The organism is uncultured Sulfuricurvum sp. (assembly GCF_937936435.1).
Lineage (GTDB): Bacteria > Campylobacterota > Campylobacteria > Campylobacterales > Sulfurimonadaceae > Sulfuricurvum.
The window spans coordinates 64,411-82,408 of record NZ_CALDDG010000037.1; the positions used below are offsets into that span (position 1 = coordinate 64,411).

General features: G+C 43.9%; 13 protein-coding genes and 5 tRNA genes. 10 read left to right on the forward strand and 8 right to left on the reverse strand.

The genetic code is table 11. The features are described from left to right. Both Q0389_RS04705 and Q0389_RS04710 read left to right on the forward strand, forming a co-directional pair. Positions 1–3,561 carry a PAS domain S-box protein gene (locus Q0389_RS04705; protein ID WP_298692119.1) on the forward strand — a complete coding sequence of 1,187 codons (3,561 nt, stop codon included), beginning with the start codon at positions 1–3 and terminating at the stop codon, positions 3,559–3,561. Then, positions 3,549–4,478 (forward strand): diguanylate cyclase, encoded by a 930-nt coding sequence (locus Q0389_RS04710; RefSeq protein ID WP_298692122.1) that lies wholly within the window; start codon positions 3,549–3,551, stop codon positions 4,476–4,478. The genes Q0389_RS04705 and Q0389_RS04710 overlap by 13 nt, the downstream gene beginning before the upstream one ends. 13 nt (positions 4,479–4,491) lie before the next feature. Here Q0389_RS04710 and Q0389_RS04715 read toward each other — a convergent pair whose 3' ends face one another. The 4 genes from Q0389_RS04715 to Q0389_RS04730 are packed head-to-tail and all read right to left on the reverse strand — an operon-like array spanning position 4,492 to position 7,912. Continuing rightward, positions 4,492–5,667: a replication-associated recombination protein A gene (locus tag Q0389_RS04715; protein ID WP_298692125.1), complete on the reverse strand. Its 1,176-nt coding sequence runs from the start codon at positions 5,665–5,667 to the stop codon at positions 4,492–4,494. A gap of 3 nt (positions 5,668–5,670) precedes the next feature. Beyond that, complete coding sequence (locus Q0389_RS04720; protein WP_298692127.1) at positions 5,671–6,069, reverse strand: secondary thiamine-phosphate synthase enzyme YjbQ; 399 nt, start codon at positions 6,067–6,069, stop codon at positions 5,671–5,673. Beyond that, entirely contained in the window at positions 6,066–6,947 is an 882-nt protein-coding gene (locus Q0389_RS04725) for a pseudouridine synthase (RefSeq protein WP_298692130.1), read from the reverse strand. Before Q0389_RS04725 ends, Q0389_RS04720 begins: the two co-directional genes overlap by 4 nt. After that, positions 6,944–7,912, reverse strand: a complete 969-nt coding sequence (locus tag Q0389_RS04730; protein ID WP_298692133.1) for a KpsF/GutQ family sugar-phosphate isomerase — start codon at positions 7,910–7,912, stop codon at positions 6,944–6,946. The genes Q0389_RS04725 and Q0389_RS04730 overlap by 4 nt, the downstream gene beginning before the upstream one ends. A 42-nt stretch (positions 7,913–7,954) precedes the next feature. Here Q0389_RS04730 and Q0389_RS04735 point away from each other — a divergent pair, with 42 nt between their 5' ends. From Q0389_RS04735 to Q0389_RS04745, 3 genes are read left to right on the forward strand one after another with little or no spacing between them, the layout of a single operon-like run. Next, the gene (locus Q0389_RS04735) at positions 7,955–9,346 is read left to right on the forward strand and encodes an NAD(P)H-hydrate dehydratase (protein ID WP_298692135.1); all 1,392 of its coding nucleotides are present in this window, start codon (positions 7,955–7,957) and stop codon (positions 9,344–9,346) included. After that, positions 9,343–9,900 carry a phosphoribosylglycinamide formyltransferase gene (gene purN / locus Q0389_RS04740; RefSeq protein ID WP_298692138.1) on the forward strand — a complete coding sequence of 186 codons (558 nt, stop codon included), beginning with the start codon at positions 9,343–9,345 and terminating at the stop codon, positions 9,898–9,900. Before Q0389_RS04735 ends, purN begins: the two co-directional genes overlap by 4 nt. 57 nt (positions 9,901–9,957) lie before the next feature. Then, a complete protein-coding gene (locus Q0389_RS04745; protein ID WP_298692141.1) occupies positions 9,958–10,734 on the forward strand; it encodes a thiazole synthase in 777 nt (258 codons plus the stop codon). Positions 10,735–10,775: 41 nt separating this feature from the next. Here the strand turns inward: Q0389_RS04745 and Q0389_RS04750 are convergent, their stop codons facing one another. After that, the gene (locus tag Q0389_RS04750) at positions 10,776–12,119 is read right to left on the reverse strand and encodes a sodium-dependent transporter (protein ID WP_298692143.1); all 1,344 of its coding nucleotides are present in this window, start codon (positions 12,117–12,119) and stop codon (positions 10,776–10,778) included. Positions 12,120–12,260: 141 nt separating this feature from the next. On the opposite strand from Q0389_RS04750, the gene Q0389_RS04755 reads away from it, so the two are divergent. From Q0389_RS04755 to Q0389_RS04775, 5 genes are all read left to right on the forward strand, one after another. Continuing rightward, positions 12,261–12,338 (forward strand) — tRNA-Pro (locus tag Q0389_RS04755). Between the two features lie 54 nt (positions 12,339–12,392). Next, positions 12,393–12,469, forward strand: a tRNA-His gene (locus tag Q0389_RS04760). Positions 12,470–12,516: 47 nt separating this feature from the next. Further along, positions 12,517–12,593, forward strand: a tRNA-Arg gene (locus Q0389_RS04765). A gap of 11 nt (positions 12,594–12,604) precedes the next feature. Beyond that, positions 12,605–12,681: transfer RNA gene (locus tag Q0389_RS04770), tRNA-Arg, on the forward strand. Positions 12,682–12,697: 16 nt separating this feature from the next. Continuing rightward, positions 12,698–12,782 (forward strand) — tRNA-Leu (locus tag Q0389_RS04775). An 850-nt stretch (positions 12,783–13,632) separates the two neighbouring features. Here the strand turns inward: Q0389_RS04775 and Q0389_RS04780 are convergent. From Q0389_RS04780 to Q0389_RS04790, 3 genes are read right to left on the reverse strand one after another with little or no spacing between them, the layout of a single operon-like run. Then, positions 13,633–15,195, reverse strand: a complete 1,563-nt coding sequence (locus Q0389_RS04780; RefSeq protein ID WP_298692145.1) for a hypothetical protein — start codon at positions 15,193–15,195, stop codon at positions 13,633–13,635. Positions 15,196–15,213: 18 nt separating this feature from the next. Further along, positions 15,214–16,266: a hypothetical protein gene (locus tag Q0389_RS04785; protein WP_298692146.1), complete on the reverse strand. Its 1,053-nt coding sequence runs from the start codon at positions 16,264–16,266 to the stop codon at positions 15,214–15,216. 14 nt (positions 16,267–16,280) lie between these two features. Further along, entirely contained in the window at positions 16,281–17,990 is a 1,710-nt protein-coding gene (locus Q0389_RS04790) for a hypothetical protein (protein ID WP_298692147.1), read from the reverse strand. Positions 17,991–17,998: the final 8 nt, after the last annotated feature.

Sequence of the window (17,998 nt, forward strand, 5' to 3'; positions counted from 1 at the left end):
ATGAAACGAATACTAGCCTATGCTGTTTTAACCATCGGAATTCTTTTGAGTATTGCCGCTTTTTGGTACTTGAGTGCCGGAAATGTATGGAATCTTTATTATCGCCCCTATCTCGATTTATTCGATCAAACCCGAACTTACGAACCGTGGATAATTTTACTCATAGGAATTCTTTTTTCCCTCTCTGTTTTTGCGATCATGCTCTCGATCTTTCGGACCGAAGAAAAGGCGCACGCTATGGCAGTGAAAATTACGGAAAAACTTTCACTGCAAAAACAGCGTTTGGACAATATTTTCGAAAACAATGCCGCCGGTATTTTCGTTGTAGACCAAAATCGAGACATTATTATGAGCAATCAGCGTTTTTGCGACATTTTAGGCTATACCAAAGAAGAGCTGATAGGGCAAAATGCATCGTTCGTCCATTTGAATGAGAAAAAGTACCGCGATTTTGCTTCCTATTTCTCAAAAGCAAAGGACGGGGAAAGGGCAAAAATCGAATACCCGTTCAAAGCCAAAAACGGGGATGAAGTGATCTGTGAATTTCTGGGAACCCAAATCGAACTCGACCAGGGAGACACGGGTGTAATCTGGAGTGTTTTGGATATCACCGATCGTAAAACAGCAGAACAGGAACTTCTCAAGAGCGAAGAAAAATTTCGCACTATGTTCATGAAACAAGATGCACCGATGCTCCTTATCGATCCCGAAACCAATATGATTTTAGACAGCAATTATTCGGCAGGACGGTTTTACGGGTATTCTATGGCAGAGATGCAAGGGATGCATATCGGTAAAATCAATATCCTCGACACGGAAGAGATCGATCAGGAGACCAAAGCCGCAGTAACCGAGAAACAGAATTTTTTTATCTTCAAACATAAACTTAAAAGCGGGGAGATAAAAACGGTGGAAGCCCACTCTTCCCCCTTTATGCTCAACGGTAGAAAGGTTCTTTTCTCTATTATCTTCGACATCACCGAACGGGAAAAATCCGAACAAAAACTGCTCACTGCTTCCGCACTGAACAAAGCGTTGCTAGATAACAGCGCCGTCGGAATATTTTTGGCATCACCGGAACGCATCATCATCGAAACCAGCAAAAGAGCCTGCGAGATGTTCGGCTATGCCCCCGAAGAGCTGATCGGTAAAAGTTTCCGTTTGATCCATATCTCAGACGAATCGTTTAACGCTTTTAAAGAAGAGTACAAAGCCCTTTCACGAAGCAGCATCACCAACATCGAATATCCGTTTCTGAAAAAAGACAAAACCCTTTTTTGGTGTTCCGTATCCGGCACGCCTCTCGACGATGCCGATCTGGCCAAAGGGATCATCTGGACGCTCCAAGATATCACCGATCGTAAAACAGCGGAAAAAGCGATGATTGTCGCTAAAGAGCAAGCCGAAGAAGCCAACATCGCCAAAAGCCGTTTTTTGGCCAATATGAGCCATGAAATCCGGACACCGATGAACGCTATTTTAGGATTATCCCAGTTGATGCTCAACAGCGATCTAACTCCTAAAGAACAAGATTACCTCAATAAAATCACCAGTTCATCCAAAATGCTCCTCGGTATCATCAACGATATCCTCGATTATTCGAAAATCGAGGCCAATAAACTGGAATTGGAGCTCAAACACGTCAACCTCGAAGACATTCTCTCCCAGCTTCGGATCCTTTTTAACCAAAGTGCCGTAGCACAGGGAGTTGAGCTCTATTTTTACCTCCACAACGATGTTCCGCGTATTATTATCGGAGATGAATTGAGGCTCGATCAGGTTCTATCAAATCTTTTAAGCAATGCACTCAAATTCACTCATGAAGGAACCGTCACTCTAGATATTTCTCTGAAAGAGAGACGCCAGAAATATGCACTCATCGAATTCAGCCTCAAGGATACCGGTATCGGATTAAGCGCTGAAGAAAAGGGAAAAATTTTCAAACCTTTCAGTCAAGCGGACACATCGACAACCCGTAAATACGGCGGAACGGGTCTCGGGCTCGTTATTTCACAAAAACTGCTTCAGGCGATGGGGGGAGAGCTGCAAATCGACAGTACCAAAGGAGAAGGTTCGACATTTCGTTTCGAACTTGAGGTGGAGGTCATCTCATGGGAACCGGAACATCCGGTCATCCGGCAACAGGCGTATCGGATATTGATAGTCGACGATCAAGAGATCTCTCAAATCATCCTTAAAGACATTCTTGATAGTTTCGGATGTACGACCGATGTCGCATCAAGCGCCGATGAAGCGCTTAGCATGATTCTCAAAGCCGATAGCGAAGAGATCAGTTACGATGTCGTCATAATGGATTGGAATATGCCGGAAATGGACGGAAAAGAGGCGATCAAGCAGATCAAAAAGATGGAAGAAGAAGGACTCATCCGTACTAAATTCCCGTCGATTTTGATGGTAAGCGCCCACTCTATCGAAGAGATACAGTTGGATGATATCGAGATCGAGGCTTTCTTGACCAAACCGGTGACCAGTTCCACCCTTTTCGATGCCCTCTCCATAGCTAAAAACGGTATTCATCAAATGGTTAAGCACAAAGAACAAAACACCATTCCCGATCTAAGCGGAATCAACGTACTCTTGGTGGAGGATAACGAACTCAATCAGGAAGTGGCGACCATAATGCTCCAAAAAGCCGGAATCGATGTCAAAGTCGCTCAAGACGGAAGAGAAGCGGTACGTATTTTCCTCTCCGATCCCGACTATTTCGATCTCATTTTGATGGATTTGCAAATGCCGATTATGAGCGGATACGAGGCGACGGCATCGATTCGTGAATATAATGCCCATATACCGATAATCGCCCTCACCGCAGCCGCCATGATCGAAGACAAAGAAAAAGCGCTTACCGCCGGAATGGACGATCATTTGAGCAAACCGATCGATATGGACGAACTCTACGCCATCATTATCAAATGGACAGAGAGGGAAAATTTCCCGTCCGAAGAAACGCCACCTGCACATTCGACGTTCTCGACCTCCGTTTTAGACAAACAATACATCCTCGATCTTGTCAATGGCAAAGAAGAGCTGCTTCATAAACTCTTGAGTAAATTTCTTTCTCAATTGGAAAACGAATTTTCGACCCTGACCCTTCTACTATCCGAAAATGATCCCGCCGCATCGCCTTTAATTCACACCCTAAAAGGGGTCAGCGGAAATCTGGGAGCCAAAAATCTGTTCGAACAATGCAGCTTTCTAAATTCACAGCTCAAAGAAGGAAAATCGGCTGATGCAAAGGATATCCATCGCCTAAAAAGTGCTATGGAAGAGGTCAAGATCGTCCTTCGCGATTTGCTTTCATCTCCATCCGACCTCTCTTCCCCGGCGAAAAAAATGGATTCGGATGAACTTCAAACAAAAATTCAAACGCTGCGACACGATCTTAAAAACGGGAATATAGTACAATTAGAGACGGAGCAGAGTTTCGTTGAGAGCATCCGCGGATTGGTCGATTCTCAGTCACTTGCGCATTGGAGTGAGGCGATTGAAGACTTTGATTACGAAAAAGCTTTAACAATCATGAGTGAATGGAACCTATGAAAATACCCGACTCAAAAGCCACGATACTGATAGTCGACGATGCCGCGACCAATATCGCCCTCCTCTCCAACCTGCTGCAGGATACCTATAAAATCAAAGTGGCCAAAAACGGCCCGAAAGCTCTGGAAATCGCACGCTCTCAAGAGAAGCCCGATCTTATTTTACTCGATGTCGAAATGCCGGGGATGGACGGATACGAAGTGTGCAAAAAACTCAAAAGCAGCTCTCAGACCAATAACATACCCATCATTTTCGTGACAGCCCGCAACGATGTCAAAGACGAAGAGTACGGACTCAATCTCGGGGCGGTCGATTATATCTCGAAGCCTTTCCATCCGACGATCGTCAACATCCGGGTCAAAAATCATATAGCTCTAAAACTCAAAAGCGATTGGCTCGAAGAGCTCTCGATGATCGACGGTTTAACCCATATCCCGAATCGGCGCTATTTCGATGAGACATACGAAAAAAAATACAAAGAGACGCTAAGAGATAAAAAAACATTCGCGGTACTGATGATCGACGTCGATTACTTCAAATCATACAATGACCATTACGGACACGGTAAAGGGGACGAATGTTTAACCCATATAGCCTCTTCCCTTCAAAATACACTCCAACGACCAAACGATATGGCGTTTCGTTACGGAGGCGAAGAGTTTGTCGTCCTACTTCAAAACATCGATAGAGAGGGAGCTAAAAAAGTAGCCGCAAATCTGATCGAATCAGTCCATTCGCTCAATATCACGCACGAATACTCATCGCTTCAACCCTATGTTACCATCAGTGTCGGAATCGCGTTCAAAGATCACGATTGTATGATCGACAAAGAGGCCCTGATCAAAATGGCAGATGATGCCCTCTATGATGCGAAAGAACACGGTAGAGACAGGTACGTAGAACATTTTACCGAGTAAAAGCCATCTCTGACTACCCTTTATTTCCCCACACTTTTTCGATCCATTCGCCCATTTTAGCCTCATATCCGCTGTTTTTAAATTCGACGAATTTCAATGGTTTGGAGAGGTATTTCTGCTCCACCCATCCGCCGAAATCGTGCGGATACAAATACCCTTTATGCTGCTGACGGATTGCCTCGGGAATATCGAGGATGATCCCGTTTTTTACCGCACTCTGTGCCGCGTTGATCGCATTATAGGCAGTGTTTGATTTTGGCGATGCACAGAGATAAATGACCGCTTGCGCCAATATGATACGAGCTTCGGGATATCCGATCTGTTTGACGCTCATCATCGCCGACGTCGTCAGCGTCAACGCCTGAGGATTGGCATTGCCCACATCTTCGGAGGAGAGGATTACCAAACGGCGGGCGATAAATTCCGGCGGTTCTCCCCCCTCTATCAGACGGGCGAGATAATAGATCGCGGCATCGGGATCGGAACCCCGAATACTTTTGATGAGAGCAGAAGCGAGATCGTAATGGACCCCTGCTTCGGAACTTCCCAGGGACTGGGCTGCGGGACGGAGCGATTTAAGTAGCTCGATCGTAATCGGCTGATTTAACGCTGTAGAGACTTCGAGCAATTTAAGCATGGCACGGGCATCTCCACCGGAACTTGCGATCAGATAATCACGGGCTTCTGTTTCCGTCTCGACCCCGGTTCGTTCTAACAAATCGGCTAACGCATCATAACCGATGGAATGCAGCTCAAATAAAAGCGAACGCGATCTCATCGCTGCAGTCAAGCTAAAATAGGGATTTTCCGTCGATGCACCGATCACTAACACGCTGTTTTTTTCCATAACCGGCAATAACACCTCTTGCTGGTTTTTTGCCAAACGGTGCACCTCATCGATGAAGATGAGAGGCTTGCTCAGCGAACCTTCGTATTGGTCGAAAATTTTCCGCAGCTGTTCTATCTTGAGAGACGTTGCATTGAACTCGTAAAATGGATATTCCATGACTTCTGCAATAATACGGGCCAGAGTCGTTTTACCGCAGCCGGGAGGTCCGTAAAAAAAAGAGTGGGTAAGAGCCGCCGTTTCGCATAACGTCCTCAGCGGAGCGCCCTGAGCGCATAAATGGGGCTGTCCGACGACGTCATCAAACGTCTTGGGACGCAGAAGATAGGTAAAATCGGCCAACGTTTATCCAGCAATCACTTTGACAACGACTTCGCGTGCTTGGCGGGGACCGTCGAATTCACCGAAGAAAATTCCCTGCCATTTTCCGAACATCGGACGCCCTTCGTGAACCGGGATGCTCACCGATGAGCCCATGCGCGACGACTTCAAATGAGCAGCGGCATTGCTTCCGACATGGGTATATTTTTCATCGCTTGGAATCACTTTGCTCAGTGCGCTCAACAAATCGCGGCGGAGATTCGGATCCGCATTTTCAAACAAAAAGACGCTTCCGGTCGTATGAGGGGTAAACACGACGCAAATCCCCTCTTTGACTCCCGACATAATCACCGCTTCTTTGACTTCGGCACTGATATCCATCAATTGTGTTTTGTGGCTGGTTGGAAACTTCAGTATTTTCATCTATTTTTCTCCCGTGTAGTATTTTTTTTCTCACTTTTTGAATGAGTGCTATGAGGTGTTTTTTTCACCGCTCTCTCTTCTGCCGCAGGTTTCGGCTTGCTTTTTTTCGTCTGCTCTTTTTCAACCGTATCCAAAAATTCCCGTAAAGAGCTGTATTCGTTCCGCTCTAAAAAGCGGACTTTCCCCGTCGGAAGATTATTCAGATCGATCCCTCCGAAGCTTAACCGTTTCAGATCGACGACCTCCGCGCCGAAATGGGCGAAAAAGCGGCGTAGTTCCCGATTCTGTCCTTCGCCGATCGCAACTTTAAGGACTGAAAAATCGCCCTGATTCTTTTGGATCTGATAGGCGTAAAACGGGGCAAAGCTCATCGATTCGACTGTCGAATGTTCGTGGGCTCCCGCCGTTGCGTCCGTAAGCTCCAACCCCTCGCCCATCGCCACTTTCATCGCATCGGTGACAGGGCCTTTGATTTTGATTTTGTACACCCGTTCCATTTTAGAGGTCATCAATGCCGTAGCGACGCGCGAAGCATCGGTAAGCAGCAACAGTCCTTCCGATGCGAAATCGAGCCGCCCGACCGGGATGAAATGGCGATAGTTTTTAGAGAGGGAATCGTAAATCGTTTTACGCCCCTGCGGGTCTTTTTTCGTAACAAGTTCCCCGCGAGGTTTGTTATACACGATCACCGTAAACTGATCCTGCGGAACAATTTTTTTACCGCTGATCGTCACGTTTGCGGCACGTTCATCGACTTGTACGGCAGGATTGGTCTCGACCTCTCCGTCAATACGAACATAACCGTCCAAAATCGCCTGATCGGCTTCGCGACGCGAATAGGTCGAATAGTGGGCAATAAATTTGTTCAGACGCATCATGAGATACCCGCTTCGACCAACGTATGGAGATGGAGTGCTCCCAGGATCATCTTGTTTTTATCCGTCACGACCAGCATCTGGATCTTTTTGTTCTCAATCAACACCAACGCATCGCTGGCGAGCATCGAAGAGTCGTCGATCGTCATCGGATTCTTCGTCGCATATCCGATACACGGCGCATCGAGTGAAAAGGTATCGTTCATCAGTGCACGGCGGATATCGCCGTCACTGAGCAATCCGGAGAGTTTCCCCGCGTCGTCGGTCAGCATCACCGTCCCTAAACGCCCTTCGCTGAGGGTCAAAATCGCCTCTTTCAACGACGTATTTTCATTTACGACCGGAAGGTTCTCCGTCCGCATCAAATCGCTGACTTTGACAAAAAGGCGCTTGCCCAATGCTCCGCCGGGATGAAACGAAGCGAAATCCTCTTTTTGAAAATTGCGCGCCTTCATCAGACATACGGCCAACGCGTCCCCCATCGCCAACGTCAATGTCGTCGAACTCGTCGGCGCGATATCGAGAGGACACGCCTCTTTCGTTACGCTGATGTCGATCACCTCATCACTGTAACGTCCGAGTGTAGAGGCAGGGTTGCGCGTCATCCCGATCAGAGGAATCTCAAAGCGTTTGATATGAGGCAAAATCGAGCTTAGTTCCGGGCTCTCTCCGCTGTAACTGATCGCCAGGACCGCATCCTCTTTACCGATCATCCCGAGATCTCCGTGCAACGCTTCGGTCGGGTGGAGGAAAAAGCTCGGTGTCCCGGTCGATGCGAACGTCGCGGCGATCTTGGCACCGATTAATCCTGATTTACCGACCCCGGTAATGATCAATTTTCCGCGGCATGCGAGGATCATCTCTACCGAGCGTGCAATCTCTTCGCCCAGCTTTTCGCCTGCTTCATGCAGAGTCTGCGCTTCAATTTCAAGTGTGTTTTTGGCTATTGCGATATAATCGTTCTTCATAAAAGTAATTATATCCGAATAACCCTTTAAAACAGGTGCAGAATGCAAAACCTCTATACCGAAGTCACCACGCTCGACCGACGCTGTGTCACCAACTATGCCCTTAGCGAAGAGCTCATGATGGAACATGCCGCAACAGCTCTGGAACATGCCGTCCGCTCTCATACGACGACGGGAGGTCGGGTTCTCATTGTCTGCGGAAGCGGCAACAACGGAGCCGACGGGCTGGCACTGGCCAGATTGCTCTATCCCGATTACGTTTTGAGCGTGCATCTCCCCTTCGGAGCGTCTTCCGCGTTATGCCAGCTTCAGCGCGAACGTCTCGAAAAACTCGGTGTCAAGTTTTCCGCGATTGACGAAGGTTACGATACGATCGTTGATGCGATGTTCGGAAGCGGGTTGAACCGTCCTTTGGGACCGACTGCCATCGACGTGCTCGAACAGCTCAATGCCCTGAACGGATACAAAATCGCCTGTGATATCCCAAGCGGGCTCTACGCTTCGGGAACTTTGGAACAATATACCTTCAAAGCCGATCTGACCGTAACGATGGGTGCGCTCAAACGCTCTCTCTACAGCGACGCAGCCAAAGAGGTGATCGGTACCGTCACCGTAGCCAATCTGGGAGTTGCCCGCTCGTCCTATGAGACTCCCTCATCATGGCAGCTCGCCGATGAGAGCGATTTATCGCTTCCGACACGTACCCGCACCTCGACGCACAAAGGAAGTTACGGCCATTTGGCAGTGATATGCGGCGAGAAGATCGGGGCCTCGGTTCTTGCCGGTTCAGCCGCATTACGGTTCGGAACCGGTCTCGTGAGCCTCATCAGCAACGAAAACGTTGCCATCCCCTATGAATTGATGCAAAGCCATTCCCTCCCCGCAACCGCTACGGCAATCGCTTTGGGGATGGGGCTGGGAGAAGAGTTTTGCGATGACGAACTCTCCCGGCTTCTGGACAACGCCCATCCGATGATTTTGGATGCCGATATTTTTTATCATCCGCTTTTCCTCTCCCTTCTAAAGCGCCAAAATATCGTATTGACACCCCATCCGAAAGAATTCGCCCATATTCTAAAAGTCTGCGGCATAGCCGACATCGATGTAGCGACCCTCCAAAATGACCGATTCAGCTATGCCGAGCGTTTCTGTGCGGCCTATCCTCATGCCGTTTTAGTGCTCAAAGGTTCCAATGTCATCGTTGCCCGACACGACACGTTCGTCATCAACCCGCACGGCACCGTTGCCTTGGCAAAAGGGGGAAGCGGGGATGTTTTGGGAGGACTGATCGGTGCTCTGCTTGCACAGGGATATGATCCGTTTGAAGCAGCTCTCAATGCATCGCTTGCCCATACGCTGGCTGCACGAAATGCTCTCATCAACAATTACGCCCTTACTCCACTGGATATTATAGAAAGAATAACTACTTTATGAAACGAATTATCGCCCTTTTTAGCGGCGAGGGGACCAACCTCGCCAACCTGATTGAAAAAATCCACCATAAACATGCACTTATCACCTGTGCTATCACCAACAATCCTGAGGCCGGCGGTATCGCCAAAGCCAGAGCAGCCGGAATTCCGGTCGAAATATGCGATCACACCCAATTTGATACCCGTGAAGCCTATGATGCGGCATTGGTCGAGATGATCCGGGAATACGATCCCGATCTGGTCGTCTTATGCGGTTTTATGCGGATTTTGACGCCGGTCTTTACCTCCCAAATCCGCTCCATCAATCTCCATCCTTCCCTCCTTCCGGCCTACAAAGGGGCCAAAGCGATCGAGCGAAGCTTCGAGAGCGGTGACCAGACCTGCGGGGTCAGTGTTCACTGGGTCAGTGACGAACTCGACGGAGGAGAAATTATTGCCCAACGTTCGTTCAACCGATCCGAAGATGAAACACTGGAGAGCTTTACCGCCAAAATCCGGGCAATCGAACACGAGATTCTCCCCTTAAGCGTTATTGCTATTGTCAAAGAATCGTAGAAACCCTAAGATTTCTTATGTTATAAACCCCCATTCATCTCCTAAGGAGCCTATTTTATGCATACTTTACACATCGGAAAATATACTCTCGGCAGCCGGCTCATCGTCGGGAGCGGAAAATACGCCGACTTTGAAACGACCAAAGCCGCTACACTGGCATCGGGTTCCGAACTCATCACGGTAGCCGTTCGCCGTCTGAATATCACCAACCCCAACGAGCCGAATCTGCGCGATACCTTTGCCGGAACCAACGTGAAGTTTCTGCCGAACTCTGCGGGATGTACCACAGCGGAAGAGGCGATCACCCTGTTTCGTCTCACCCGTGAAGCAACCGGCATCGATCTGATCAAACTCGAAGTGATCGGGGATACCCAAAAAACACTCTATCCCGACGTATTGGAGACCATCAAAGCGTGTGAAGTGTTAGCTAAAGACGGCTTTACGATCATGGCCTACACCTCAGATGATCCGATTATGGCACGCCGTCTCGAAGATGCGGGAGCCCATGCGATCATGCCGCTTGCCGCACCGATCGGTTCGGGTCTCGGAGTACAAAACAAATATAACATCGTGTTTGTCCGCGAAGCGGTCAAAGTACCGATTATCGTCGATGCGGGAATCGGATGTGCAAGTGATGCGGCATTAGCGATGGAGCTGGGAGCGGACGGCGTTTTGACGAACACCGCGATCGCACAGGCTCAGAATCCGATGCTGATGGCAGAAGCGATGAAAAATGCCGTAATTGCGGGGAGACTCAGTTATTTGGCCGGACGGATACCGAAACGTCCGTATGCTACCGCCAGCTCGCCGGTGGACGGGATGATCCAGTTTTAATCCCTTATGAGCCTTTTCGGCTTGAACAGAAAAGTGCTTTTCTATATTTTGATAATTCCGGTTAAATTCAATAAGACAACCACCAGCGCAATCGGCGCGATATAACGAAGGCTGAAATACCAGATAGGGAAAAACCACCCCATCTGCGGCTTTAACGCCGATACTACCCGCTCCTTTTCGATCACGTATCCGACAAAAATTGCCATCGCCAATCCTGCAGTCGGCAATAATACCGAAGAGGTGATATAGTCCATCCAGTCAAAGAAGTTTTTCCCTCCCCACGTCAATGCCGGAGCGCTCCATTCGATCTGCGATAAAATCGCGACAATACCGAATAAATAAAAGAACAGCCCCATCACAACAGCCGCTTTAATACGGCTAAAATCGTATTTGTCGATCAGATACTGCACCATCGGCTCTACCAACGAGACGGCAGACGTAAGGCCTGCAAACGCCAGAGCAAGAAAAAAGAGGACGGAAAAAACATTTCCGATGACTCCCATCTGAAAAAAGACGGCAGGCAAAGAGATAAAAACCAATCCCGGCCCTTTAGCCGGTTCGGCTCCATATTGAAACAAGAAAGTAAAAAGTACCAATCCGGCCACCAATGCGATGATCGTATCGCCGGCGATGACGAAAAGAGAACTATGCACCATATTTCCCTCTTTGGGCAGAGAGGCCGAATAAATCATAATCGATCCATATCCCAGTGATAGAGTAAAAAAAGCATGCCCCACCGCTACGGCAAACGCTTCGGAAGTTAATTTGCTCCAATCGGGTGTAAACATATATGAAAATGCCTGAGAAAATCCGTCCATATTAAACGCATACACGAACATGACCCCCAAAATCAGCATCAGAGCAGGCATCAAAACCATATTAAATCTCTCAATCCCCCCTTTTATCCCTTTGGCGACAACTGCCGTAGTAATGAAAAAAGCGATCGTATGAAAAAAGATTTGCGTCCCGAGCCCTTGTTTCAACATAGTATTAAAAGCCGTTTCAGCCTCCGATACCGAAGAAGGAAGCTGTATCATCGCCACCGTAATATAATTTAAAATCCATCCGATTACCACCGAATAATAGATCATGACCAAAGAGCTGGTAACGCCCATCCATCCCGCATGTTTCCACCACTGCTTATGTCTGGGTGCCAATGTCTCAAAATTGGCGACACAATCTCTACGTCCGAGATAGCCGATCAGCATTTCCGCTATCATCACCGTAAATCCGACCAACATAACCGTCATCAAATAGACCAGTACGAACGCACCGCCTCCGTATTCACCCGTAATATACGGAAACTTCCAGATGTTTCCCAAACCGACGGCAGAACCGACCGCCGCCATCATAAACCCGATTCTGCTAAACTGCGCTATTTTCATCGTATTTTTCCCCCACTCACTTGGCCTTATTATAGCTAAAATGAAAAATCGCCAAATGGTATTGACATTAGGATATTTTTCAATTATAATTTCGCCTCACTAATTCAGCTCATTTATCGGGTTCGATTTAGGGAAATGTGTCGGGGCGTAGCTCAGTATGGTTAGAGTACTTGGTTTGGGACCAAGGGGCCGGAGGTTCGAGTCCTCTCGCCCCGACCACGTGTTTTTTCTTTTTTTAGTATCATTTCAAGACAAATAGATTTTCATATCATGGTGGGTGTAGCTCAGTCGGTTAGAGCATCAGATTGTGGTTCTGAGGGTCGTGGGTTCGAGACCCATCACCCACCCCATGTTTCTATTTTGATACCTTTTGATACGCGATGTTTTAGAAGGATGTGCGTTCGTAGCTCAACTGGATAGAGCAACGGACTTCGGATCCGTAGGTTATAGGTTCGAACCCTATCGGGCGCACCATAATAACTCTCGCGTCCTTAGCTCAGCTGGATAGAGCAATGCCCTTCTAAGGCATCGGTCAGAGGTTCGAATCCTCTAGGGCGTACCACCTTAGATTTTTTTACGCGGATGTGGTGAAATTGGTAGACACGCCAGACTTAGGATCTGGTGCCTCACGGTGTGAAGGTTCAAGTCCTTTCATCCGCACCATGCCTTAAATAGGCACTTTCAAAGCTTTTTCTTCCTTTTTTAAGAATTCAAAAAAATATTTTTTTACTACATTTTTACTACAAGTGTCAATCTGAGTGCAAGCTTTTCAATTCGTGATAATTTTATATTTTCAACAAACCTTCCCTTCCACCTCCATGCATGAAAAAATTCATCGTAATATGAAACGTTTTGATACGATTTGATAGCCTATGATAATTTATTAACATAATCCAGCTTTTCTTCTATGATTCCTCCGTTGCGATTATTCAACGGGGTACCAAGTGTTTTATCACTCCCAAGTGATGGAAGCCCCTCGGCTTCCCGTTGAGTAATTCAATTGGAGCACTTGGTACCTGTTCCTTACTCAAAATCCTCATTCTCATTGTTCCATATATGAATGGCGTATCATCAAGCGTCTGGTGAAGTATATATTTTGTTTGTGGCTATCATAGTCTCTGCCCATAATGCAGTACCCGAAATATAGAAAAAAGAGTAGAAATTGATGCAGCTGCGGCTGGCTCTCACAGGGAAACCAAAAGGGGGATCGATCACACGCGAAAAGTGGCGCTGTGGTAGATACTATGCACTCTGCACCTTCTCATACCGACCTAAATCCAAGACTCTCACATAATGGACACGGAACAAACTGTACAGCACAACCGACAGTTGCTGGTATGCTCTTGCCGAGCGTGAAAAAGGCAAAGAGGCTATTCGACAATCTATCCTAACGCCGGAATAATAACGTAAATCTAGTTAGTAGAATTTCATAAGCGGAGAAGTATGCCCAAAATTCTGGGAACTTTGAAGCCCCAAACTGCGTCATAACTGCACTTCCAACTCTGGAATTTGACTAGTTCATTAAAGCAAATTTAGATTGATCAACATTCAAGGGTTGATGTTTTTCAAATTCTCCACGATAAAACTGTACAAATTTTTCCTCAAAATCGAAGTCAACAATATCATCGATAGATCTATGTTGATTCTTTTGGTATATTTCTTTGATGGTTGAGTTAAAGGTATATAGTAATTTTTCTTGAGTTCTGTCGCTATAGAAATAGACTAAATCGAGTAACATATCATAGAACGCATCTTTGTATTGTTTAAGACGATATTTTTTCATTAATTTCACAACTTTTGAGTTGTAATGGTCCATGATATATTGGAGTCTTGAGGAAGAATCTTTATTTAAGACGTTCAGCAATTCATCCAAAAGACTTTGCACCATTTGCATGTATTCTTCTGACCAGTTTTTTGTTTCTTCCAAATCTTTGATTTTTATATTCTTACCAATCAGCTTATCTGATGGCAAACTCTTGAGAAAATGCAGCATTGCGTACTCTCGTGTCATGTAGATAAGATCACAGTTTGGATCCATCCGCTTCATCATCTCGTCTGCTAGTTCCCTCGCAGTATATTGGCGATCTAGTGAACGATTTGTATAAATAGAATCTATCAGATTAGCATGTTGAAATTTTACAATGCCTATTTGGGCTTGATTGAAAATTTCAAATAACTCGAAAATAAAAGAGTTGAACTCCAATTTTCTTTCTTTGAAATCGGTTTTGATTTTTTTATACACTTCGAGATATTTTTCATAATGTTTAAAAGGATCAAAATAGGCAAAATGAGGGATGTATTGATTACCTGGATAAGCGAAAAAACGCTTCAGTGTAAAAACTTCTCCAAAACAATTATTGAGCTGATTTGCTTGATAAAAATTGGTAATCAAATTGAGAAAATTATTGTCTTTTCTGCGGAATTTCACATGGTTGATTTCAACCAAGTAATGATCTTCAGCAAAAATATCGTGATCAAATTTAAAAGGGTAAAATATACCTATTTCCTGCAAGTCTTTGTAACGATTTATGATTTGCCGCATATCTCCTGGCATTTCATTGCTAGAAAATACTCCATCAACTATTAATGAGCTTTTTATATGCTCAATATAATCATCTGGATTTCGATCTGATTTAGAAAAAATAAATTCATATGGATCATCAAATCGTTTTGATTGTGTATTTTTTTTGCTTTTGGATTTTTTAAACTCAACTAGTAATTCAATAAGTGTTTTTCGTTGCTGTTCACAATTATTACCTTCGAAGATTTTCGATGCTTCTTTAATTTTTACGTTGTTATAAACGTGCTCATGTAATTGAACATTGAAATTTTCAAAAGTATGTTTGGCATGAACAGTATGCTTTAAACTCCACTTAATAACATTACCGATATTTTTAACGATATAGCAATCAGATGGCTTTAGATCACTAATATGAATTCTTCCGCTTAATAGCAATTCCACTAGCCTGTTTTGAAAAATTGCTAAATTATCGGTATTTGCTTGATAATAGCAATAATTTTGTTTTGTTTTCAACCAATCTAAGATAACTGACTGCAAAAAGACTTCCTTATCCATGAATATCAATTATAGCCATTAAAAGACATGATCTCGTTCACATATATGCATATCAATTTCTTTAGTAACATCTTCTAATTTTAAACATTTCCCAATAAATACGACCATCTCATCAACAATTTGATAAACATAATGACGCCCTAATTGAGCAACTCCATAAAATTCGTTTTCATAGCTAATGAAATACAAATTCATGCCCGTATAAACGATTGAAAAATTTTTACTACGGACTGCTTCGATATATTTGACCGCAATTTGTGCCTTATAAAACTCTATTGCCACATTCAAAGTCCTGATATATTCTCTAATCAGTTGGCCTTCGACTAATCCAAAGGCATCGAGTAATTCTTTGTGGACTACATACGATTTTTTGTAGTTTGGAGTATCTTCTTTGACAATGATGTTTTTAGACACAATTTCATTGATAATTCGAGCGGGTCGAACAGTATGTTCTTGCTTTGCCGGTTTAATTGGTTTCGGTTTAAAAGGATATTTTGGAGTAACCCATGTTTTGGAATCAAGCTCTTCTTTAATCAGTTTTTCTAAACGACTTTTTGCATTTTTTTTGACTGACGATAGTGTAGTCAAATCGATTTCGAGGATAAGATCCGCCGTAAAATACCACGGTTGGTTTTTTATATGGGATCGATATCGTCCAGCACTTTCATTTTCCGGGGTAACAAAATAAATATAGACATACCCTATAGATGTCAATAGTTCAAAATCGAATCCATGAGGTTTTCGTCGCGGATTGATCGCAAGGATATCCATTTTAATAATTTGATTTTTCCACGGAATATCTGTAAAAAGCCGTTCTACATCAACATTCAAAAATGTGCTTTGTTCGAGAATCTGTTTTGCCATAGATCGCACGGCAACCCAATACGAAAAATCACACTCTTTTTCGGCTTTTACATGATGTTTAAAGTGATGTTCCCGCTCATCTCCATGCCTGGCTTCAAGACGCATATCACACGAGGGACAGATACAATTACAGGCTAAACCATTTTCAACGTCATCCACATCGACATATTCATCGGTTTCTTTCCTGTAGCCAAAAGGTATGAGCATGGATTTATTTTGCTTTATGCATCCATAGCATTAAATAGACTCTTTATACCTTCATATTCCGATGTCTTCATGAGTTTACTTTTATCAAGAACAATCACATTCGCTTGTTTTCTAAATGCTTCTAGCTTATCATTTTCCATAGCACATATAATTACTTGTTCTTGATCTGGAATTTTTTTAGTGATTAACGTCACAATATTTTCATAATTTTTATTTGACTGTTCTTGCTGATTAGGAGTATCTATCACGAGTGGTGCTTGTACCTCGTTTCCATGAATATTAATTAAAGAAAAAATAGCTAAATAATATGCCAAAACACCTCGTGAACCTTCAGCAGCACCACCTTCTTTTATGATTTTACTATAGTCCAAAGCCGTTTTGATATTAGCTAAATTTATCCCTTCTGCATCTAGAATTTTAATATACGCCGTAAGTAAATCCATGAAACTATTGTCAATCTTTTCTCTGTCTTCTTTTGTTGACAAACTAGATTGTTCTTTTTTAAGTTCTTTTTGCTCACTTTTGAAATCATCAACCTTGGCTAGTTTATCTTTTTTAGTACTGTTAATGTTATTTTGAATAGATTTATATGCAAAGCTTTCAATGACATCTTGAAGTGGAATTACATTGCTTTCATCTGTTAAAGAATATTTTTGATTTATTAAATTGATTTTATTTCTTATAGCGCTTGATTCATCTTCAATCTTTGAAATTTTTGTTTTGATAGCTAAAAGGTTTTGATTAATAGTTTCCAATTGACTTTCTGCATGTTGTTTGTCAACAAGAATTGATGCACGGTTTACGATCGAATTTTCATGAACTGTTCCACACAATGGGCATTCCAGATGATCATCTTGTATATTTTCAGTACTAAAAATATAATCCTCTTCCAGCTCTTTCATTAAATGCTCTGCTATCATTTTTTGATGTTCAAGATAGATTTTGTCAGAAGTCAACATGGATAATTCATCTAAGAATTTTTCTTGCATCTGTGACAATTGTGATAATTCATTTTGGAGTTCTTGCGTCATAGTTTGAAATTCTTGCTCTTTGAGCGTTATTTCAGAACTTGGAGTATGCTCATTAACAACATCAAGCGCATATCCTATCTTCTGTATCTCTTCATTTAAACGATTGATATTCTTTTTTTTCTCAACTATTTCCTGTTCAATCTCAAAGTGCTTTGGATTTAAATAGCCAATATGGTATTTAATAACAGTAGATCTCCAGTTCGCATACTGTTCTAACCTATCAAAGCTATCCCAAGCTTTTGCCCAACCTCTTTTTTGATCGATATAAAAAGGTAAAAAATAATATGCTGGTGGAGGAGTAGAAAGTTCAGTTTCGTCAGGTCTCCCTGGAAGAAGAACTTTAAAATCAACTATCTCAGCAAACTTCTTTGAGTAGTCGCCACTGATGCTTGTAAATTTAACAACTGGAGAATCATTTTCTTTTAAGTGAATGATATTTCCATAGCGCATAACTGAAAATTCATCGTCGCCCACAGAAAATTGAAGTAATGTTTTGCAATCCGTACTTTTCCATGTACTATCAAATTCTGGTTCACATCCAAACGCCCAAAAGAGTAACTTAGCCAGTGTTGACTTTCCAACACTATTGTCATTCGCCGTTATTAGGTTGTATCTCTTGTCGAATTTGAACTGATTTCCGGACTTTTGGGAATCTGACAGTAGTAGCAGTTGTTTGAATCGTAAGTTTTTCATTATATTTT